Annotated in this window: 16 protein-coding genes; 10 read left to right on the top strand and 6 right to left on the bottom strand. The window is 52.1% G+C overall.

The window, feature by feature from the left end; all coding sequences use genetic code 11:
- Positions 1 to 154: 154 nt before the first annotated feature.
- Genes DQG13_RS05485 through DQG13_RS05475 form a run of 3 tightly spaced genes read left to right on the top strand, consistent with a single transcriptional unit; the run spans position 155 to position 6277 of the window.
- Entirely contained in the window at positions 155 to 3265 is a 3111-nt protein-coding gene (locus DQG13_RS05485; protein ID WP_113018736.1) for an efflux RND transporter permease subunit, read from the top strand.
- A gap of 15 nt (positions 3266 to 3280) precedes the next feature.
- The gene (locus tag DQG13_RS05480; RefSeq protein ID WP_113018735.1) at positions 3281 to 4531 is read left to right on the top strand and encodes an efflux RND transporter periplasmic adaptor subunit; all 1251 of its coding nucleotides are present in this window, start codon (positions 3281 to 3283) and stop codon (positions 4529 to 4531) included.
- 24 nt (positions 4532 to 4555) lie between these two features.
- A complete protein-coding gene (locus DQG13_RS05475) occupies positions 4556 to 6277 on the top strand; it encodes a hypothetical protein (protein ID WP_113018734.1) in 1722 nt (573 codons plus the stop codon).
- A gap of 67 nt (positions 6278 to 6344) precedes the next feature.
- Here the strand turns inward: DQG13_RS05475 and DQG13_RS05470 are convergent, their stop codons facing one another.
- Together DQG13_RS05470 and DQG13_RS05460 are read right to left on the bottom strand one after the other, a co-directional pair.
- Positions 6345 to 7229 (bottom strand): VOC family protein, encoded by an 885-nt coding sequence (locus DQG13_RS05470; RefSeq protein ID WP_113018733.1) that lies wholly within the window; start codon positions 7227 to 7229, stop codon positions 6345 to 6347.
- 218 nt (positions 7230 to 7447) lie between these two features.
- Entirely contained in the window at positions 7448 to 8245 is a 798-nt protein-coding gene (locus tag DQG13_RS05460; protein ID WP_113018731.1) for a helix-turn-helix domain-containing protein, read from the bottom strand.
- 139 nt (positions 8246 to 8384) lie between these two features.
- Here DQG13_RS05460 and DQG13_RS05455 point away from each other — a divergent pair, with 139 nt between their 5' ends.
- Both DQG13_RS05455 and DQG13_RS05450 read left to right on the top strand, forming a co-directional pair.
- Positions 8385 to 9149: a sugar phosphate isomerase/epimerase family protein gene (locus tag DQG13_RS05455; protein WP_258525472.1), complete on the top strand. Its 765-nt coding sequence runs from the start codon at positions 8385 to 8387 to the stop codon at positions 9147 to 9149.
- A 36-nt stretch (positions 9150 to 9185) separates the two neighbouring features.
- The gene (locus DQG13_RS05450) at positions 9186 to 10253 is read left to right on the top strand and encodes a Gfo/Idh/MocA family protein (RefSeq protein WP_113018729.1); all 1068 of its coding nucleotides are present in this window, start codon (positions 9186 to 9188) and stop codon (positions 10251 to 10253) included.
- A gap of 87 nt (positions 10254 to 10340) precedes the next feature.
- On the opposite strand, the gene DQG13_RS05445 is transcribed toward DQG13_RS05450, so the two are convergent.
- Positions 10341 to 12164, bottom strand: coding sequence for an FAD-dependent oxidoreductase (locus DQG13_RS05445; RefSeq protein ID WP_113018728.1), 1824 nt, complete (start codon positions 12162 to 12164; stop codon positions 10341 to 10343).
- Positions 12165 to 12298: 134 nt separating this feature from the next.
- Here DQG13_RS05445 and DQG13_RS05440 point away from each other — a divergent pair, with 134 nt between their 5' ends.
- The 4 genes from DQG13_RS05440 (at position 12299) to DQG13_RS05425 (ending at position 17819) form a co-directional block, all read left to right on the top strand.
- On the top strand, positions 12299 to 13108 hold the full coding sequence (locus DQG13_RS05440; protein WP_113018727.1) for a helix-turn-helix domain-containing protein: 810 nt from the start codon (positions 12299 to 12301) through the stop codon (positions 13106 to 13108).
- A gap of 108 nt (positions 13109 to 13216) precedes the next feature.
- Positions 13217 to 14878 carry an ABC transporter transmembrane domain-containing protein gene (locus DQG13_RS05435; protein WP_113018726.1) on the top strand — a complete coding sequence of 554 codons (1662 nt, stop codon included), beginning with the start codon at positions 13217 to 13219 and terminating at the stop codon, positions 14876 to 14878.
- The gene (locus DQG13_RS05430; protein ID WP_113018725.1) at positions 14868 to 16523 is read left to right on the top strand and encodes an ABC transporter ATP-binding protein; all 1656 of its coding nucleotides are present in this window, start codon (positions 14868 to 14870) and stop codon (positions 16521 to 16523) included. The genes DQG13_RS05435 and DQG13_RS05430 overlap by 11 nt, the downstream gene beginning before the upstream one ends.
- A gap of 39 nt (positions 16524 to 16562) precedes the next feature.
- Positions 16563 to 17819, top strand: a complete 1257-nt coding sequence (locus tag DQG13_RS05425; RefSeq protein WP_181592593.1) for a radical SAM protein — start codon at positions 16563 to 16565, stop codon at positions 17817 to 17819.
- Positions 17820 to 17904: 85 nt separating this feature from the next.
- On the opposite strand, the gene DQG13_RS05420 is transcribed toward DQG13_RS05425, so the two are convergent.
- The 3 genes from DQG13_RS05420 to DQG13_RS05410 form a co-directional block, all read right to left on the bottom strand.
- Positions 17905 to 18681 carry a CPBP family intramembrane glutamic endopeptidase gene (locus tag DQG13_RS05420; protein WP_181592592.1) on the bottom strand — a complete coding sequence of 259 codons (777 nt, stop codon included), beginning with the start codon at positions 18679 to 18681 and terminating at the stop codon, positions 17905 to 17907.
- Positions 18674 to 19249 (bottom strand): PadR family transcriptional regulator, encoded by a 576-nt coding sequence (locus tag DQG13_RS05415; protein ID WP_113018830.1) that lies wholly within the window; start codon positions 19247 to 19249, stop codon positions 18674 to 18676. The genes DQG13_RS05420 and DQG13_RS05415 overlap by 8 nt, the downstream gene beginning before the upstream one ends.
- Before the next feature lie 167 nt (positions 19250 to 19416).
- Entirely contained in the window at positions 19417 to 21384 is a 1968-nt protein-coding gene (locus DQG13_RS05410) for an LTA synthase family protein (RefSeq protein WP_181592591.1), read from the bottom strand.
- Positions 21385 to 21575: 191 nt separating this feature from the next.
- Between DQG13_RS05410 and DQG13_RS05405 the strand changes: the two genes are divergently transcribed.
- Positions 21576 to 21887 (top strand): Dabb family protein, encoded by a 312-nt coding sequence (locus DQG13_RS05405; RefSeq protein WP_113018721.1) that lies wholly within the window; start codon positions 21576 to 21578, stop codon positions 21885 to 21887.
- Positions 21888 to 21905 lie beyond the last annotated feature (18 nt).

Here is a 21905-nt window from a genome sequence, read left to right as displayed (position 1 = left end):
ATCTGATTTCATGACAGATTTCACGTGCTTCCAAATCCTTCAGCGTCTATAATTAATTCATTCCTGTGCCTTCATGGGATGCAGGAGTCAGAGAAAAGCAACAGGGGTAGGCAGCGGCCATGTGGTCCGCTATTTTATCGGAGGAGCTGTGAGGATGAATAAGTTAACCAATTTTTCCATGAAGAACATCACGGCTGTTATCATTATTGTTCTTCTCCTCTTCGGCGGGGGCGCTTATTCCGCAACCACGCTGAAGGTGGAAAGCATGCCGGATATCTCGTTTCCGGTAGTGCTCATCAACACCATGTACATAGCTCCGCCAAAGGATGTGCTGGACGGGGTGACGGAACCGCTGGAGAAGGCGGTAGCCAGTATGGAGGGGCTGAAGAATATAAGCTCCACCTCCAGCGACAACTTCTCGCAGATCGTTCTGGAGCTGGAGCAGTCGGTGAATATCGACGAGGCCAAGCGGGATGTGGAAGGCCTGATTTCCAACGTCAAGCTGCCCACCGGTTCGGAGAAGCCCCAGGTCACCACCTTCGGCTTCGCCTCGGAGCCGGTCTATTACCTCTCGCTCTATGCCCAGAATGGCATGAGCCAGCAGGAGCTCGACAAGCTCTACAAGGATGTGATCGAACCGGGCTTTAAGGGAATGGACGGCATTGACCACATCGACTCCATCGGCAACCAGGAATCGGTGCTGACCATGAAGCTGAACGGCAATGCCATCAATAACTATGGCCTGACCCCCTCCCAGGTGTCTCAAAGCATCCAGGCGGCTCTTATGACAAGTCCGGCCGGGACGGTGGACTTCAACGGCAACGAGCAGATGGTTCGGGTCAAAAGCGATCTGAACACCATCTACGGGCTGGAAAATATGAAGATTCCCACGGCCACCGGCTCCACCGTGCTGCTGAAGGATGTGGCCAAGGTGGAGGCCATTACTGAATCTACCTTCTATTCCCGCTTGAACGCCCAGCCTGCTATTGGCGTCCGCCTGTACAAGACGAAGAATGCCAATGCGGTACAGTTCGGCGGTGAGGCCGACAAGCTGATGGAGAAGTGGAAGCAGGAATACCCCAACATCAAATTCCAGCCGATCTATAACAGCGCCACCGAGATTCAGAATTCCATCAACGGCATGCTGAAGGAAGGCATTATGGGCGCGCTTTTGGCCTCCATCATGATTCTCTTATTCTTGCGGAACCTGCGGATGACCTTGATCGTATTGGTATCCATCCCCTTATCCATACTGATTACCCTCATGGTCATGGCCCCATTGGGCATATCCCTCAATATTATGACCTTGGGCGGAATGGCCATTGCCATCGGGCGGGTAGTGGACGACAGTATTGTGGTCATTGAGAATATTTTCAGCCAGCTGCAAAAAGCCCAGGAACGCCATGAATCGGTGATCAAAATGGCCACGGCCCAGGTGGCTTCGGCCATTACCTCGTCCACCATCACCACCGTAGGCGTATTTGCGCCTATCGCCTTCGTCAGCGGGGTCATGGGGGAAATTTTCCGGCCCTTTGCCATTACCTTGAGTGTGGCTCTGCTTTCTTCTCTGGTGGTAGCCTTAACCGTTATCCCCATGCTGGCAAAGCTGCTGGTGCTGAAGAGCGGGTCCATCAAAACTCATGCGGAGGCCCCGGTAGGGAAAATCGCCACCACCTACAAAAAAGCGCTGACCTGGTCCTTGAAGCACCGTATGCTTACCGTGGGCATGTCCATATTGCTTTTGATCGTGTCGGTTATGGGGACTCTGCCGTTCCTGGCCCAAACCTTCATGCCGGAGAGCGATTCGGATAAAATGATGCAGTTCTCCATCAAGATGCCCCGGGAAACCACCATCGAGACCATGAATGAAAAGGTCAAGGAAATTGAGACGGCCATGCTGGATTCCAAGGATGCCGCAGGCCAGCCCACCTTTGAATATGTGGAGTCCTCCATCGGCTACAACTACAGCAGTGACCGGATTCCCTACCGCAGCTCCTTCTTCGCCGTGGCTTCTGCCGCATCGGACACCAAGGCTGTGGTCCAAGACTTCAAGAAGCGGATTGGCGACATGCTCCCCGCCGGCTCCGAGGCCGAGGGCGCCGTGATCAGTATGGGCGGCACCGGCGGCGGTACGGATTTCAGCTACATGCTGAAGGGCGATGATATCCTGTATCTCCAGGAGGCCGCCAAGCTGGTTAAGGAGCAGATGAAGACCTTCCCCGAGTTGACGGATATCAAGGACAGCTTAAGCGAGTCCAAAATGGAAGTGGAAATCGCCGTTGACCAGAACAAAGCAAGATTGTACGGGCTTTCTTCCGCTCAAATCGTGCAAGGCGTACATACATGGCTCGCAGAGGAAAAAATCGGCGATTTGAAATTCGACAACACCACCTTTGAAACCAAGGTTATGCTTGATCCCAGCTTCAAAAACTCCGTGGATAAAATCGGCCGTTTCACCATCGCTGCGCCCACCGGCGCCAAGGTGGCCCTGAACGAAGTGGCCAAGGTGACCCAGATCGAAGCTCCGGCGGCCATCAACCGCGACCAGCAGGTGCAATTCGTTCAGGTAACGGCCAAGATCAACTCCGCCGACAAAGGCGGCATCAGCGCCAAGGTGACCCAGGAGCTCTCCAAGCTGGAGCTGCCCGGCGGTGTCCGGACGGAAGTCAAGGGCGTCACCGATGATATGACGGAAAGCTTCCAGCAATTGCTGGTTGCCATGCTGGCATCCGTATTTATCGTATACCTGATTATGGTTCTGGCCTTCGGCAACGGCAGCGCGCCCTTCGCCATTCTGTTTTCCCTGCCGCTGGCGGCCATTGGTGGACTGGTAGCTCTATTGATTACCAATGAATCTATCAATATCACCTCTCTCATCGGCTTCCTGATGCTCATCGGCGTCGTGGTCACCAATGCCATCGTGCTGGTGGACCGGGTGCAGCAGCTCCGCGAGGAAGGGCACAGCGTAAGAGAGGCATTGATCGAAGCGGGCATGACCCGTCTGCGTCCCATTATTATGACGGCCGGGGCCACCATTATTGCTCTGATGCCTCTGGCGCTGGGCTTTTCCAAGGGCGCTGTCATCTCCAAGGGACTGGCGGTTGTGGTAATCGGCGGTCTGGCCACCTCCACTCTGCTCACCCTTGTTGTTGTGCCGGTGGTCTATGACCTGATTGAAGGCTTCAAGCGCCGTGTGGGCCGGCTGTTCCATAGAAAGAAGCCAACCGGTCTGGATGCCCCGAATGCCACTTCCGCAACCCACTGAAAAGGAGAATAAACCATGAATCGGATAAAAACCAATAAATTGAAGGCCGGCTATCCTGTTGCTGGAGCTATGGTGCTTGCCGCGGCGCTTTTGGCGGGATGCTCGGCGGAATCGCCGCAGCAGCCTGCGGCAGCCGTAGAATCCCAGGTGAAAAGCGTAAAGGTGTCCCCTGTGGAGAAGAAATCCATCGGCGAGCCGCTGGAGCAGGTGGCGGATATTTCCGCCTCCGTCCAGATGAATATTGTGACCAAGGTGAACGGGGATGTGCTTGAAATCCTGAAGAAGCGCGGAGACCGGGTGGAAAAGGGGGATATCCTGTTCCGGATCGATCCTACCGACCTGGAAATCCAGAAGGAAAAGGCGCAGCTCTCCATTGCCGGCACCCAGGAGCAGATGACCAAGGCCCGCCGGGATCTGGAGGACGGCAAGCAGGAGCTGAAGGACGGCATCACCAAGCTGGAGTCTGCCTTGAAGGATGCGGAGAAGGGCTACAACAAGCTGCGCAATGATTACGATATGGGGCTTGTGACCAAAATCCAGCTGGAGCAGACAGAAACCCAACTGAACGGCCTTAAGCTGGATTTGGAGGGGATGCACCGCAAGCTGCAAAGCCTGGAGAGCACCAACTCCCTTTCCCAATTGGAATATGGCCTGAAAACGGCGGATGTCTCCTTGCGGGAGCTGGACCGGGGCTTAAGCAATACAGAAGTAAAAGCCACTGTGGGCGGCGTGTTGACGGATCTTCCCGTAGAAGTGGGAATGACCGTGAGCCCGGGCATTCCGGCAGCCACTGTGCAGCAGCTGGACCCGGTGAAGATCAAGGCGGAGCTGACAGAAGAAGCGGCGGCGCTGGTGCGGGGCAAGCAGGAGCTAAGCTTCTATGTCCCCGGCTCCGTGGATAAGACTAAGGCCACCGTCAGCTATTTGGCCGATGTGATCGGCGCCCAGACCAAATCCTACTCCCTGGAGCTGACTGTGCCCAACCCGGATTTCAAGCTGAAGCCCGGCAGCAAGGCGCAAATTCTGTTGACCGAGGAGCAGGATCAGATTGTGGTGACTGTGCCGACACTGAGCGTGGTCCGCGAGGGCGGAGATACCTATGTGTTTGTGGTGAACGGCAATGCTGCAGAAAAGCGGAAGGTGCAGCTGGGACGGCTGCATGAAACCTACCAGGAGGTGCTCTCCGGCATCAAGGAGGGTGAACAGCTGGTCATCTCCGGACAGAACCAGCTGAAGGACAAGGAACCTGTACAGATCGTCAAATAAAGAACATAACAGGAGGAGAGCAACTTGAAGAATAAATGGAAGTTATCGCTGGCATCTGTAGCCCTATCCGTCTCGCTCTTGGGTCCGGGACTGGCCGTGTATGCGGCAGACGGCGCGCTTCCCGTGCTGGCCGCTGCCGCCGGCCCGTCCGTCAAGCTGAATGATGTTTTGGATGCGGAGCTGAAGAGCGTATTGAACCAAAAGACAGAAAACGGCACCCGCCTGGGTGTGGTGGTCCGGCTGAAGAACACCGGCTCCGCCTTAACCCGTGTGCCGGATTATGAGGTAAGGGTGGAAACCGCCGACGGCATTCAGTACACCCTGAAGCCAAGCGCCGCCAACGCCCGGTCCCTTCAGGCTAAGTCCAGCACGGAGCTGAGCTATTTGGCGGATATTGACCGGATGGATGACGTCACCGTTACCCAAGTGAATTGGACAGATGTGGACTATTATGTTTATCCCAAAACAGAAACCGTTGTAGCCTCCATCCCTGTTCAGGCGGAGGTATGGCAAGGGGAGAACAGCGTTATCGCCAAGCCGGAAGCGCTGAAAAAATGGTCGGACTCCTTCCGGATTCCCGGTCTCACCTCTCCCATCCAATACACCCCTGTATCCATCAGCAAGGAATCCGCCGCCGCGGGCACCGTGTATGTGGTTCAGCTCCTGGCCTACAATCCGTCGGAGCGGCGGGAGGCCGTTCCGGCCTTCAGTCTTGACGGCAAGGCGGACAGCAAGGTCTTTGCAGGCTCCCGGGTAGAGCAAGGGGCGCTGGCGCTGGAGCCGGGCGCGGAAAAATATATTCATTATGCAATCCCCGTAGATCAGGACACGGTGCTGCAAAGCCTGAACCTGCTTACATCGGAAACCTTCGCCGAGGCGGGAGCCGCCGGTGTCAGCTTAACCAGCTATGCCGTAGGCAGACTCCACATTCTGCTTCCCGGTGAAGGGGAGAGAACCAAGGCTACTATCTATGCCCTTGGCACTCCTGTTGTTTTTGACGGCAAAAGCCAGCTGGTAAATCCGGAAATGAAGGTATCCGTAGAGGAATTCTACATGCACGCCAATAAGGAGGAGGGCAACAAGGGGGTAACGGCTACCTTCAAGCTGACCAATACCTCCAAAAAGCCCCTGGCGGTTCCCGCCTTTGCCGCTGATCTGGTCACCAAGGAGGGCTACGAATATGCCGGCAGCCGTCAGGCCATTCAGACCGCCATGGTTCTTCCCGGCTCTTCTGTCACCGTGCGTTATGCCTTCACCGTTCCCGCTTCGGAAAAGGGCGAGGACCTGATCCTGAAGGTGCAGGACGCGGTATCTGCCGCTCCTTACAAAACCACGATTGCTGCATTGTCCACGGGGCTGCTTAAAACAGAGAACAACCGGTGGAACCTGTATCCGTACGATGTGAAGGTGAGTAGCTGGATTCTCCAATGGAATTATGGGGTAGCCACCAATTACAATTATGTATATAGGCTAAAACTGGATTTGTCCATTGAACGGGACCAAGCCGTCCAGGTGGATAACGCCTTCTCCCGCATTATGGTGGAATTGTACGATTCATATGACCGGCTTGTTGGCACCGGAGGCGCCAATATTTATGGACAGGAGCGTCTTGTGAATGGGGACAATATTATCTCCATTCAAGGAGCCTCCAATATGCTGGACGTGAAACATAAAATTTACATTTATGAGGTGTTTAACACACCTAGCGGCGAAGCAAAACGGCTGTTGGCGCAATATAATGAATAGTCCTTGTTAGTAGGTTAAACATAAAACTCCCGCCCCCTTCCTTATGGAAGTGAGACGGGAGTTTTTTTCATTCCCCCAACCACGCCGTTTCCAGCGCCCCCAGGTCGAATTTCTTCATGCCCAGGAAGGCGGCTGTGATCCGTTTGACCTGCTCCGGCGAGCCTTCCGCCATCATTCGGTCCAGCTGCTCCGGCACGATCTGCCAGGAAACGCCGTATTGGTCCTTCAGCCAGCCGCATTGCTCCGCTTCCGGCACTGCCGACAGCTTATCCCAATAATAATCGATTTCCGCCTGATCCTTGCACTGGACCATAAAGGAGAGGGCTTCATTAAAACCGAAATCCGCCTCATAGCCGTTGTCCATGGCGGTGAAGCTTTGTCCGCAGAGAGTGAAGGAGGCGAAGTTGATTTTGGCCTGCTCCACGTCAGCCTCGCCTTCTCCATACCGGCTGATGAAGCCGACGGTCGAATCCGGGAAAACCTCCGCATAGAAGCGGACGGCATCCTCGGCTTGCCCGCAGACGGCTCCGGAAAACAGCAGATTGGGGGTGATGGTCTGCTGGAGCGGCTCCCCGTCAACCAGCATGGGCTGCCAGCTCAGACCGTATCGGTCCTGAACCCAGCCATATCGACGGCTGAAGGGATATTCCCCCAGGGGCATAAGAACATGGCCCCCTTCCGCCAGCACCTTCCACAGGGCATCCACCTCCTCCTCGGCGGTACAGACCACCATCAAGGAAATGGAGGGATTCAGGCTGAAATAAGGCCCTGCGCTGATAGCATGAAAGGGCTGACCGGCCAATTCAAAGCCGATGGATTCCGCATCACCGGACGGGGTATCCGCAAGGGCGGTGTCCGACGTAATGCCCGACCGGGGAAATAATCCGGTGTACAACCGGGCAGCCTCCTTGGCCTGGGTGTCAAACCAGAGATGGGGGATAATTTTGCTCATACAAAGCCTCCCAACAGATCATTTATGGCTGTTCAAAGCCCCGCGGCGGCCGGTCCGGATTATTTCCGAGGCCGGGCAGAGGGCGATCAGCTTGTGGTCGTTTTTCTTGGGGCACTCTTCGGCTGCAGTATCATCCTGCCTCCAATCCGTTTTTTTCATGCGTTGGCGGCGTTTACAAGCGGCGAGTTCTATTACCCCGATTCGGCGAATTTGAAACATTACTGGGTTTGCCGGTTCTGCTGCCTGTATTCGCTTGGAGAAACTCCGTAGCGCTTGCGGAACATCCGGCTGAAGTGGGTGTAGCTGGTAAAGCCGCAGGAGAAGGCTGCCTCCTCCAGAGTGACCGTGTCGTAGAGAATATGCTCCCGGGCATTGTTCAGCCGCATCAGGATGGCGTAATCCATTACGGAGCAGCCGTAGGCCTCCTTAAACAGCTCCGACGCCCGGGAGATGCCCAGACCGCCGTAGGACGCGATTTGCTTGAGGGTGAGCGGCTGGCAGGAATGGGCTTCCATATAGCTTTTCATCCGGGCCGCCGCCCGGGAAACCGGATGGGGAGGCGATTGCGGGGAGAGGCTGCGGCGGATGGAGAGCAGCAGGAGCCGGGCCAGATAATCCTGCATTTCCGTGTCCTGGTCCGGCAGCCGGCGGCGCTCATAGACCAGATTCTTGAAGAGATTCAGGAAAGGCTCATCCAGGCCAAGATGGAGCTTGCGCCGGAAATCCCCCTCCAGCCAGTCGAGTGGTTTTTCTATGGTGCAGGACAGGTAATAATCTGCGCAGCGGACAGATTTTTGCCCGTCCGGTTGCCCGGTCTCCAGAACGTAGTTGTCTCCGGGGGCGGCTATCATCAGATCGCCGGGAACGTATTCCTGCTCGATTCCGTTCAGATGAATGCGGCTTGTCCCCTCCGCCTGAAAGCGGAGCAGGTAATAGGGGAGCAGGCGCCGGGAGGAATACGTTTTGGTGTGAATGGAATATCCGCAGCTCATAACGGTGCATGCAGGCATAGGCATGGCTGTAGCGGCTCCTCTTCAAAATAAATAATCGGAAGATAAGGCAACTGGGCGGAAGATCGTTTCTGTTCAGCTTGCCCGGGTGATGACTATAATGATAATGGAAAATGCAAAGGCTTGCAAATGAGCAGGAGGTTGGATGATGAAAAGCAAAACAGCGGTGCAATTATATACACTTAGAGAGGAATGCCAGGCGGATTTTCCTTACGTGCTGAAGGAATTGAAACGGATGGGCTGGAGTGGCGTGCAATTTGCCGGATATCACGGCATGGAACCGCAGGAGCTTGCAGCTCTTCTGAAGGAGCTGGGACTTGGAACGGCGGGGTTGCATGTGGGGTATAAACGGTTCGTGGAGGAGCTGGACGAGCTGATCCGGGAGGCGCGGATTCTGGGCACGAAGGATCTGGTATGCCCATCAACTCCGGCAGATTTGCGTACTCCGGAAGGGTATGTGGAGGTGCGCGGCGTTTTGAATGAAGCGGCTGTCCGGCTGAAGGAAGAGGGCTTGCGCTTAAGCTACCATAACCATGCCTTCGAGTTCGAGACCATGGTGGAGGGGCGGACAGCGCTGGAATATCTGTTGGAGCCGTCTCCCGGCAATCCGGTGCTGGCGGAGCTGGATGTGTATTGGGTGAAGAAGGGCGGTTATGATCCTTTAACCTACATAGCCCCCTATAAGCAGCGTATGCCCATCATCCACCTGAAGGATATGAGCCGGGATGAGGAGCAAACCTTCGCCGAAATCGGGGAAGGGTCCATCGATTTTAAACCGATTCTGGAGTGGGGCGAGGCCAACGGGGTGGAATGGTATGTGGTGGAGCAGGACCGGTGCAGACGCTCTCCCATGGATTGTGTGGAAACAAGCTGGGTCAATCTTTCCCGGTTGATCAAGGAATTTCATTAAATACGGCGCAGATCGCAATGAGGAGGATGAATGATTATGGGTAAAAAGCTGAAGGTGGGAATTGTAGGTACAGGCAATATCTTTGTGTCGGCGCATTTGGAGCCGTTGCTCCAGCATGCGGAGCTGGAAGTGGTGGCGCTGTGCGACATCAAGCGGGAGAAGGCGGAGCGGATTGCCGAAGAACGCCACATTCCCTTTGTGTACAGCGACTACCGGCAGATGCTGGCGGAGCAGGAGCTGGATATCGTTGATATTTGCACTCCCAATCTGCTTCACTCGGAAGTGGCGGTGGCTGCATTGCAGGCAGGCGCTCATGTGTTTTGCGAGAAGCCGGATGCGGTAAGCCCGGAGGAGGCCCAGAGGATGGCCGATGCCGCCGTAGAGGCGGGCAAGCTTCTGATGGTGATGCGCAACAACCGTTTTTCGCTCCAGGCCCAGTATTTGAAGCGGTATATCGAAGAGGGACACGCCGGTGAAATCTATACCGGACGCTGCGGTTGGCTGCGGCGCAGGGGAATTCCCGGCAAGGGCGGCTGGTTTACCACCAAGGAGCAATCCGGCGGCGGGCCGCTGATCGATCTGGGGGTCCATTTTATCGACTTGGCCATCTGGCTGATGGGCAATCCACGGCCGGTTGCGGTAAGCGGAGCCGTGTATACGAAATTTGCCAACAACGAGCTGTCCGACTCCATTCACAGCAACTTCGGCGAAAAGCAGGAAAACGGCATCTTCGATGTGGAGGATCTGGCCACCGGCTTCATCCGCTTCGACAACGGGGCGACGCTGCAAATTGAATTTAGCTGGGCCTCCAATGTGGGCGAGGAAATGAATTTTGTGGAGCTGCGCGGCACCAAGGCCGGAGCCAGCATCAAAAAAGGCGAGCTGGCCGTATTTACCGAAACTGCCGGGCAGCTGACCGACCTGGTGCCTGTCTTTAAGGGCAAGCAGACTCTGGGCAACCATGGCAAACATCTGTATCATTTCGTCGATTGTGTCCAGGGACGGGCAACGCCCATCAACACTCCGGCGCAAGGGGTGGATATGATCAAGATTCTGTCCGCCATCTATGAATCTGCCGCCGCCGGCAAGGAAATCAGGCTGTAGGCCGCCGCTTGCTGCATGAGAAAAGCGCTGTTTGCCCTTTATCGGGAGACAGCGCTTTTTCACGTCGCCGGTGTTGGGCAGCGGCTTTTATCTGCAGCGAATTTGCATCAGACGAGCATGGTTCAATCCGTTTGTTTCCAGAATTTCCAATTTCAATTTGCGGACATTGTCTATCTGGGGGCAAACTGTAAACTGCCGCAGATAATTATCGGTTACTGCAGCGATTTCGGTCCATTCACCTTCTGAACCGCAGGCCATTAGCTTGAAGGCCTTCACCGTTTCCGGCTGAGGTCCCCATACGATTCTCCGCTTCACGCGCTCCTCGTGGGTCAGGGTCAAATTCCGATGCAGGCCCGTATCGAAAACCAAAGTCACTTCGTTGATCCGGACAGGGGTATCCCAGGTCAATTCCAAATACGGAGAAGGATCATCAGGAGCCGACATCCACCGGTGCAGCCCAGGTTCGGTCAAATCCGGGCGGACTCCGCCTTTTCCATGTACGGCTCGGGTATATGGATCAATTGCATGCACAGCCAGTCCGCAGGTTTGCTCGGAAGAGGCGGCAACATGGGCGGCAGCGGCCAGATTGGGGTCCTCCAGCAGCCTGCCGGGCAGATAAGCTCCTTGACGAAGCAACTGCTGCTGTACTTTTTCGATCAGAGCCTGATCCTGCCAGGCCTTATCCATCGGCGCATGATGCGAAACGGCAAGGGCGGCGAAGGTTCCTAACCCTTCTCCCATTACTGCGCAAGTGGCCATGATCCGTGTACTGGAAAAAGCAATATGAGTTGCGGAAATATTGCGACCGGCAAACATGAGATTGTCAATGTTGGCGCTGACCAATGAGCGGAGCGGAATCCCGTACATATAAGGGGTAAAGGGCTGATGGCAGGGCTCGGCTTCCCTGGCGTCAATACCTTGGGGAGGATGGGTATCCATCGGCCAACCTCCATAAGCGATAACATCGTGAAAATCCACAGCGGTCTCGATGTCTTGCTGAGTCAGCACATGCTTTCCTATAAATCTTCGAGATTCCCGTTTTCCCGGCAAAAAACCGAACCAATCCAATGCCCAATTCTCCGATTCCGGGTGGTGGCCGCTATTTTTGATGTGATCCCATACTCCCATCATAATTGCCAGCAATTCATCACGAATGATTTCATTATCTCGAATCGTATCCAATACTCCTCCGAACTCGACCCACCAATACCCGTATTCCCAGGATTGGTGATTGCGGAATTTTAAATCCTCCTCAGAAAATTTTCTGGACCATGATGGAGGAGTAAATTTCATGGGCTTTTCAAATTTTTTTGCGGTGAATAAAAGAGAGGAGCCGAGGCTGTAAGGGTCTCTGTCAGAAAGCGCGGCTTCCTCCTCAAATTCAGATGCCGCTTCTCTGCCGACGTTAAATAGCGCACCGGCCTCGAATCCCAGCCTGCCGTCGCCTGTACAGTCCGCAAAAATAGAAGCAAAAATCTCGAAATGCTCTTCTGTGCTTTCCCGGCTTGCATAGGCGGAAACGATCCGGTTTCCGTTCATCTGAGCTCCTGTGACCGTTGTATTCAGCATCAAGGTAAGATTGGGTTCATTCCGGCATTTCTCATAAAGAATTAAATCCAGCATACTAGCGCTATTCTGGGGATTGCGAACAGCTGTTTCAAGCAGAATTTCCTCCAGAATTCCGGTTTCTCTTGACTCTGTTTCCAACTCTTTACCGCGCGAGGCTGCACCCAGAATGTGCATTCTCACTTCTGAGGAAGCATTTCCCCCCAATACAGGCCGATCTTGCAGCAGTATGACCGAAATACCATTTCGGGCTGCAGCAATGGCCGCTGCCACTCCAGCTACGCCACCTCCGGCAACCAGAAGATCGGTATTTACTTTCTTTCTTGATATCTTTACCTTTTCCATGAAGTTATCCCCTTTTCAGTAAGATTCATACGGTCTATAATTCATTTTACATACTGCTGGAGCCTTTTTACATGCCTTCATTTAAACAAAACATATCTGTTGTTTCAAAAATTTGATTACGGAGGAATGCGCAGATGCCAGAGAGCATTAAGAATGGAAGCGTGCAAATTGAACTTTATCATTACTGGTACAAAAAGGAAAAGTTTATGCTCTATGAAGATGCCTATAGCAATTGGACTCTATTCGCGCCGGAGGAGGGTTCCTTCTACTTCGAGATTGGAGACGGAAAGGGGATCGCCACTTTCGGCGATCTGGTAATTTGTCCTCCCAATGTTCCCTTCAAACGTGTGGTGGTATCGCCTCTTTCCTTTTATTTGGTAAACTTCCATTGGGGCGATGCTGTTTTGGAACAGTCCGATACTCCCATTAGCGGCGGCCGATTGACAATGGAGCAAACAGAACGGCTGGCATCCAATTACTGTCTATTGAAAAATGTGAATTGCTGCCGACCCTCCTTCCGTGAACAAGTGAAGCTTCATTGTCTCGAGGATATCTGTCTGCATGCTTTTATGCTGCATGAACTGAATAAGAACCCGGTCCGGCGAGCCAATCATGAAGCATCTGACCCGTTAATGGCCGAGGCGGCCATGTATCTGCGCAATCAGGCGGCCGATTCAGTAAACTTCAAGGATTTGGCAACCAGCCTTGGCATTAGCCCAGTTCAGCTGACCAGAAAATTCACGGCTGCTTATGGTCAAACTCCCCGTGATTACCTGACCCGAATTCGTGTGGAAAAGGCCAAAAAGCTGCTGTTGGAAACCAGGCTTACTATTGATCAAATAGCCGAATGCTGCGGCTATCCCACCGGATTTTACCTGCACCGTGTTTTCCTGAAATACGTCCAAATGTCGCCTTCTCATTTCCGTAAGAAATATTTGGTATAAAAGAATTGAAATGGAGGATATAGCGGGTGAAATGAGGTGTATTCCCAAAAAGAGGAATCCCTTCTAAAATGAATGTAAATCATTCATCTTGAGTACGGGGAGTAGATTATGAGTCGACCATACGCGGCGACAGTAAGACAAATTTATCAGCAGGTTGGTTCCCAATATAATAAATACCTGGTTATTGTTCTGTTCAGCAGCTTGCTGATTATTTGCTCCACCAGCCTGGTTCCTTTATATTTGGCCAGAAGCTTCAGCTCTCTGATGAAAGGCGAGCAATGGTCGCATTCTATTTTGCTATTGTCGGTTTGCTACGTTGCAAGAGCATTCTTCAAGCTGATTCGCAACCACTTTGCTGCTGTACTCGGAAATAGTGTGGTTATGGAGATCAGAAGCACCGCGATGCGCAATATTCTCCGCCGTCCCGCCAGGCCCGTTGCATCCAATCACTGCTATACCCATTTGACATACGATATCCAGGCTTTATCCGAAATCATCTCGTGGCGCTCGTTTACGTTTCTTGAGGAAATGCTAATTCTGCTGTTGTCCTTTATTCAGATGCTTCGTATCAGTTGGTTAGTTGCCATCGCCTCTCTTCCCTGTATGTTCGTGTTGATGCGGATTACAGCCCGATATGGAAAAAACGCCGAGCATGCCGTTGTTATGATTCGTGACAGTGTTGCAGAGATGTCTTCATTTGTTTATGAAATCATAACCGGTCAAAAGATATTTCGGGTTCTTAATCAACAGCAGCTGGCAAATGTAAAATTTGACAAGGCGAATAGCAACCACTACCAAGCCAATCTGCTCTTAAATCGGATAAACAAGGAATACTCGCCCCTTTTGGAAACTGTGGGTTATTTAAGCCTGCTCCTGGCCTTGTTTGTCAGCAGCCTGCTTATTGTCCAGGGAAAACTGGATGTTGGGGCTATTGTGGCCTTTAACAATTACATGTGGTTGTTATTTGCTGCAGTCGGAAACTTGTGCTCGCTTGCCCTGTTCTATATCAATTCCAAGGAAAGCATGAAAAGAATCTCCCAGTATCTGGATGAATCCGGCCAGACAAAGACCATCTCTCATTCAAGTATTCCTATTGCGAATAGACTGGAGCTGGAGCGGGTAAGCCTGGTTATAAACGATAAAGCGCTGCTGCATAATATCAATATTTCCTTTTTCAAAGGAGAAGTAGCGGTGATAACCGGGGAAATAGGCTCCGGCAAAACCTCATTAATGAACCTGATTGCAGGACTTGCCATTCCGAATGAAGGGGCAATAAAAGCCGACGGTACTATGCTTAATCAGCAGGACGGCTATCGTCTTCGTATTGGGTATGCCATGCAGGTCCCATTGTTTTTTAATGGAACGATAAAGGATAATATTCTTCTGGGAAGAGACGGCATCAGTCAGTCCCGATATGAAGAGATCACAGAGGCTTGCAGGCTGACAGAGCTATTTAACCGGTTGGAATTAAGGGACCAAGCGATTATTAATAAAGAAGCCAACCTGCTGTCGGGCGGGGAAAAGCAACGAGTCTCCATCGCCAGGGCTTTAATCGGAAGTCCCGATCTGCTGTTAATTGATGATGCAATAACGGCAATCGATTCTTATAACCAGGAGATCATCCTGGATGAGCTTTTTGCCCGCAGAAACAGCATGATCCTGATTCTTGTGAGCAATCAGCCTCATATTATAGCGCGATGTCATACTGTCTGGAGCCTCAAAAACGGATCACTTCATCTGCAAAAAGGAGGTTTTGGACTTGCGCCATGACCGCCCGCTTCATGAAATGTACACTGTCTTTATCAAGCCTTATCGTGGGGTTATGCTTCAGTGCATGCTGCTGACCTTGGGCAAAACAGTCATTGCCGTTTTTATCCCATACTGCTTTAAGGTGATATTGGACCAATTTATACCGGCTGAAGACTTTGCTTCCATATACAAGTGGGGGGGAATTGCAGCGCTGTCCATAGCGGTGAGCTTCATAATGGATAGAGGCCGGATAAAGTTATCCGGCAGCTTCTCGAATTTGATTAACGCCACTGTCAGAAAGAGCATTGTGGAGCGGCTGCAGCAACTGCGATACCGGTACTTCCAGAAAAAATCATATGGACAAATCAATACCAATGTCCTTCAAGATGTTGATTCATTTGGAAATGCCGTTTTTGGAAGAATGTTTAACTCCATTAGTCATTGCTTGTATTTTGGTCTGACATTTATTCTGCTGTTGAAGGCGAATTTGATTTTGTCCGTTACCGTGTATCTTTTTATTGGCTTCATGGTATGGATTATCAGTCGCTTGAAGCATAGGATGTCTTTTTATTCCCAAGAGTTTGCCGCTGCCCGAAGTGATCTGCACGTGTTTCTTTCTGACTTTTCAAACAATTTGCAGATGATTCGTTCGTATGCAGTTGAAGAACAAATGATGGGAAGATTTAAGGAGAAGAATAGGACCTTTGTGCGGAAGTGGCTTGCGATCAATATTTTTGGGCCAGCCATTCAGTCATCCATTGAGCTGGCAACCCTGACTACATATTTATTGGCCTTCCTGATTGGCTCCAGAGCAATTCAGAACGGAACTCTGACGGCAGGCGGTCTGCTGTTGTACCTGAGCTATTTGCCGCAGATATGGAGCCGCTTTGGCAACCTGACGGATTTGTATTATGGCCTTCTGGACGCCCGGGTGTATGCGAACAGAATCATGGAGACGCTCAGCCTGGAGGTCGAAGATGAGCAGCATCATTCCTCGAATCTCCCGCCTGATTTCTCTGTACAGGCTGGAATTGAGTTCAGACAAGTCAGCTTCCGCTATCCGGGCCAAACCGATCTTATATACAATAAGCTGTCCTTTGCGTTCCACAATCCGGGATTGTATGCGGTGGTTGGACAATCAGGCGCCGGGAAATCTACCTTGTTTGAATTGCTGCTGGGATTTTACCAGCCGGATGAAGGAGAAATCCGAATTGGCGGCCATTCTGTTCAGGAATATCCGCTTGAGATGATAAGGCAACAAATCGGTATCGTTCATCAGGATATCTTTTTAATGGCAGGAACAGTTATGGAAAATATAGCATTTGGCGATAGCAGTATGACGAGAAGCAAAGTGGAACAAATATCCGAGTTTTTTGGATTTCATGACCATCTGAGCAAATTGGAAGGGGGATATGATGCTCAGGTAGGCATTGGAGGAGAGTTATTGTCGGCGGGACAGCAAAGGATAATCAGCATTCTACGGATCATCTGCCGCAATCCGCATGTAATACTGTTTGATGAAGTGACATCCAACATTGACAGCTATACGGAACAACTGCTTCACGGGATGCTAAGAAAGCTGGCATCAGACAAGATATGCATCATGATTACCCATAAGCATACCGATGTGGAAATCGCGGACCGGATTCTTCAAGTGGGGGATTGAAGGATGAAAGGACTATCGCAGATACGAGGAGGATATTCTATGAAAATGCAAATTATTGACACCAGCTGTTATCGCAGAAGACTGGAATTGGAGCAAGTTCGCAACTATTTTGAGGGCAACGGTTATGATTTAGTACAAGAGGATTTCGAGGTTGATCCCAGCGCAGATGTAATCTTTCTCTCAACTTGCGGATTTACGCAAGCGGCAGAGGATTTCGGATTGCGAACTCTTGAAAGAATTGAGCAAAACAGAAGGCGGGATTGTACGCTTATTGTTGGAGGATGTCTGCCCAAAATCAATCCCGATTCCTTGGCTTCTTACTCTACAGTAGATCCGCGGAACTATAATAGGCTGGATCACTTTTTTCAGATGGATATTCCATTTCAGGAGTTTCCGCGTCCGAACACATTACGGGACTGGAAGCTTCATGCCGCATACCGGGAGCATGGATTAATGAAAACGGACGAAAGCCAGCTGGATGAAGTGGCTTTGGCTACAAAAAAAGACAACATACGCGCTGTAGTTGGAATCAATAAAGAAATAAATAAGAACTTAACGGATAAAACAGCGGGTTTCCGTGTTCAATGTGTGGAAGGCTGCGCTTGCCATTGTACATACTGTGCGATCAAGCTGGCCATCGGCAAGTCCACCAGCAGGCCCGTCAAAGAAATTATGGAGGAGATACGGGGCGGAATTGATGAGGGGTATAAAAGAATATATCTTGAAGGCGATTCCCTTGGCGGTTATGGATTGGATATAGGAAGCAATTTAGGGGTACTGCTCGATGAAGTGATTGTTGCGGTGGCAAATACGGATGTAGAAGTGAATATAACGGATATTTCCCCTATGTTCTTAAAATACTGTGTTAATCAGGTTATTACCTTGGGACAAATGAATAAGCTATTTAACTTTTATATACCGATTCAGTCAGGCAGCCAGCGAATACTCAATCGCATGAGACGCGGATATGATATCGAAGCAACAAAAAAATTGATTCAACAGATCAAAAATAACTGCAGCATCCGGATTGGCACATCAATCATCATCGGTTTTCCCGGAGAAACAATGGATGACTTGAAGCTTACCATAGACATGTGTAAGGAACTGGGTTTTAACTATGTATTTACTCATAGCTTTTCGGCAAGATCGGGAACAGAAGCCTTCCACATGCCTGATCAACTGTCAGGAGAGGAGATTCTGCGCAGATCCCGCTTGTTTAAGGATGCACTGCGGGATTGTACAGAGTTTATTACCATTGCTGAAGATACGAAAGGAAACCGAACTTGCCAAGGTTAATTTTAAATATGCAATAAAAAGCAATCCAGATTTAAGAAAAGCGCTGCTTTCCCTTTATCGGGAGACAGCGCTTTTTGTCCGCGTTCTATGCGGCCGTGATAGTAGAGATGATTTCCTTGCGGGGCTGCAGCAGCAGCCAAATGCAGGAGAACAGCAGGATGGCCACCACCAGGCTGTCAAACAGCACCGAAGCCTCGTCCTGTACCAGGAATTGCGTGAAATTATGGAGGAAATGAAAGGCCATTAGCGGCATAAGGGTTTTGTGGCGGATATACAAAAGCGCCAGGGAAAGCCCCACCAAAAAGGCATAAGCCACTTGCAGCAGGGTGGCGGCCAGGTTTTGTCCGCCCATCAGATTCAATAAATGGGTAAGCGAGAAAAGCAGACTGGAGGTAAGAACGGCAGCGCAAATTCCTTTTTGCAGCATAATATTGAGGATCAGTCCGCGGTAAACGGTCTCCTCCACAAAGGCAACCAGCAGTGCCAGGCCCAACAGTCCGGTCCATTGCAGGGCCGTTACCTCCCGGAAGCCGTTAACCAGTCCGTTGACCACAACCAGAAGGATATCCGCTGCCAGCGGCAGATAGAAGAGCAGCTCCCGCCGGGGGATGGAGCCGAAGCCGCGGAAGCCGTAGCGGGTGTACCGCCTGCCGGCACAGAGATACACGAGGAGCAGGATGGCCAGCGGGACAAAAGCATAAGGAACCGGCGACTGGTCTGTTTTGCCGGTGATGGTGAGGTATGCTCCGGCGGCAAACAGCGCCAAAAACAGCGTCACTTCAATAAGCACCACTGCCAGCACCGGGCGCCTTCCGGTAAAGCCGGCCATTCCGTGTTTGTTTGCAGGTTGTTCTTTACTCATCCTTGTTCTCCTCCGCAGCCGGACCTTGGCCCGCATGATGATGTTTCCCTGTTTCCTTGCTCCGCAAATCCCCCAGCCATCTCTCTGCCATCTCCAGATAGCGGAAGCCGTAGGTCAGGACGGAAAGCCGGAAGCGGTAATTCTCCGGGTTCTCCAGCTCCTCCGTCTCCTTGTCCACGATCTGTTTCACTGCGGCAAGCCGTCCCAGCTCCTCCCGCAGTACGGCATGAAAACCCGCCAGCCGCTCCCCGCGCAAGGGCTCCGCCAGGTAATCATAGAAAAAAAACTTCAGCAGATGCTCGTTGCGGCTGCGGGTAAGGGGCTCGCCCAGCCATTCCAGGAACCGCTCCCGGCCCGAAGGCTCCAGGGCGTAAAGCTTCTTGTTCTTGGAACCATCGGATTCCAGCAGGGAAATGGCCCCTTGCTCCGCCAGACGCTTCAGAGCCGGATAAAGGCTGCCGTAGCTGGCGCTGTAGAAAAAACCGACGGATTGCTCAATGATGCTCTTCAGGCCGTAGCCGGTCTGCGGGCCTTCCATTAATATTCCGAGGATCACATTATCTATCATTGTTTTGCTCCTTGGTATCAAGTCGATATATCGAGTTGATACTATTATTGCCCCGGGGGAATGATTTGTCAATCAGGAATTTTACTGGTTTGGCCTTCAAAAAAGAAAAAGCCGCATCCCGCAAGGGGAGCAGCTGATAGTGAATAGGTATAATGGGCATGATGGCGTTATTCTTCTTCTTTCACCGCGGCAAGGGTATTGTAGTTGGCCATGGGTTCCTTGGTCAGGAAGGTTGCCTCCACATAACGGGAGAGATGCCGGTCGCCGAACAGGAGGTCGTACTGCAGCAGCTGGTATTGCTCCACCAGTTCCTCCGAACCTGCGGGAACCGTGTGGGAGAGCGTTCCCGACGGATCAACCGTCAGGTTGCGGATCAGGCCGGGAACAGAGCGGTACAGCTTGGAGCCCAGGGCGAATTGTCCCTCCGGCTCCATTCCCAGCGAGTCAAGCACGTACGCGCCCATAAAAGAGGAGCTGATGGTATTTACCTTATGCTCGTCCGCCGCGGCAAAATTGGACCAGGCAACAAAGGGAATGCTGCGCAGACTTTTGTATTCCTCCAGACTCCAGTCTGCAGGTTTGCCGGATTGGACAAAACCAGCCTGGCGGTACAGGTCATACTCCAATCCCAAGGTGGGCAGGTGATCGCCGTAGAACACAATATAAGTCGGCTCGTCGGACTGGGCAAAATGATCCACCAGCTGTTTTAACGCTTGGTCGGCATAATGGGCGCCTTGGGCGTAGGTTTCCAGCATATCCCGGGCATCCTCGGTCAAATCGCCCTCTACCTTAAAGGTGTTGCCTGACGGGTAACGATTTTTATCCGTATAAGGGGCATGATTCTGCATGGTCACCGCATAAATAAATACCGGGTCCTCGCTGCGGTTGATCTCATGGATGATGCTGTCGGCAATTTCGCTGTCCGAAATATAAAGACCGTTGTATTCGGGATTGACGAAGCCGTCCTTGCTTTTAAAGCCTTCAAAGCCAAGCTGGCGGTATACGCCCTCCCGGTTCCAGAACCACCCGTCATAGGTGTGGATACCCAAGCTGCGGTAGCCTTTGCTTTCGAAATAACTGGCCAGGCTGGGAACACTGTCGTTGATGTATTGCAGATAAGGCACGGAACCGGCAGGCAAGAAGGACATGGAGAAGCCGGTAAGCACCTCAAACTCCACGTTGCTGGTGCCCCCTCCAAATTGCGGGGACAGCATGGTGCCGGAGGGATAGCTCTGCTGCAGCTGATGCAGCGTCGGCACCGGGTCGGCGCTGAAGGATACATTGGACAGCACGGTAGGGTCCCAGAAGGCTTCGCTCATGATAAACACCACGTTGGGGCGTTTCCGCGGAGCAACGGTTTCCTCCTCCGCATCGCCCGTCTGGCCGAAGGCGGGGATTGCCTCTCCAGGCGCGCCTGCCGTCAAATCCTTGGCCAGCGCCTCCATTTTGTCCGCGCTGTAATCCTCCGGCTCGGGAACCTGCGCATTTTGCACATTCAGGGTAAACGCCAGCAGCAAGCCGTTGCTGTCATAATTGGCCTGTTGGCTCCAGATGGTCTCGTCCACCCCGGCCTTGGCCACCCGTTCCTTCGCCCAGGAAACCTGAAGACCGAAGGAAAGCAGTACGGCCAGAGAAACGGCGCCGAGTATCCCGCGGCTGATCCACGAGATCACCAGCCGGCTCTTAAGCTTGCGGTGGAGATAAATGAGGCTTCCCAAAGCGGCAAGAATAACCGCCAGCTTCAGCAAATCCTGAGCCCCGGTGAAGAGAGGGCCCACATCCATTCCTTCTTTGTTCAGGATAATATCCCAAGGGAAGAAGGGTTCGCCCACCAGCATGCTTTTGTAATAATTAATGAAGGCCATAACCGACAGCAGAATTGCCGCCACGCCGATGGCTAAAAAGATCGATCCAATCAGGCTGTAAAAGAAGATCAGGGCGCTTCCGCCAATCACGGCGTTCAAGGCGTAAATCGAGGTGTTCCTGCTGATCCAGTCCAGAGTTTCTGCCAGAGACCCTCTGCTGATCCACTCGACTCCGATGCTGAGAAGACAAGAAGAGAGCAGGAGGGCGGTTCCGATGAACAAGGATTTTGCCAGACGATTCCCCGGGTGAGGTAAGGTTTGGCGGTTCATAAATGGGATCGCTCCTTCCCCGTACATAAGGTTATTACCCCATGGTAACAATGGCATTTGAAAAAATCATGAAGCAAAAGTAAAGAAAATCTTAAGTTTTTATGAAGACAGACCGCGTGTAGGCGTTACTCCAGGTGGAAAATGGGTTAATAAATGGTATTGGGTTATTTCATTATAAGGAGGAATCCAAGATGGATCAGAAGGCGATTCGGCATGTGGTGCAGTTCCGGTTGAAGCATGCTCCCGATTCCGCTGCGGCCAAGGCGTTTCTGGAGGAGGGAAGACGGGCGCTGTCATCCATTCCGGTGGTCAAATTTTTTGAGGTTCTGCGGCAGGTCAGCGGCAAGAACAGCTTTGATTTCGCCTTCTCCATGGAATTTCTGCAGCAGGAGGATTATGAGGCGTATGACCGCCATCCGGTCCATGTCCGGTTTGTGGAGGAACATTGGAAGAAGGAAGTGGAGGCCTTTCTTGAAACCGACCTGCAAATTTGGAAAGGGTAAAAGCGCAACTCTTTTGTC

The organism is Paenibacillus sp. YN15 (genome assembly GCF_003285005.1).
Lineage (GTDB): Bacteria > Bacillota > Bacilli > Paenibacillales > NBRC-103111 > Paenibacillus_AR.
Note: the sequence above shows the minus strand (reverse complement) of the source record. Positions and strands in the feature narration are given on the sequence as shown.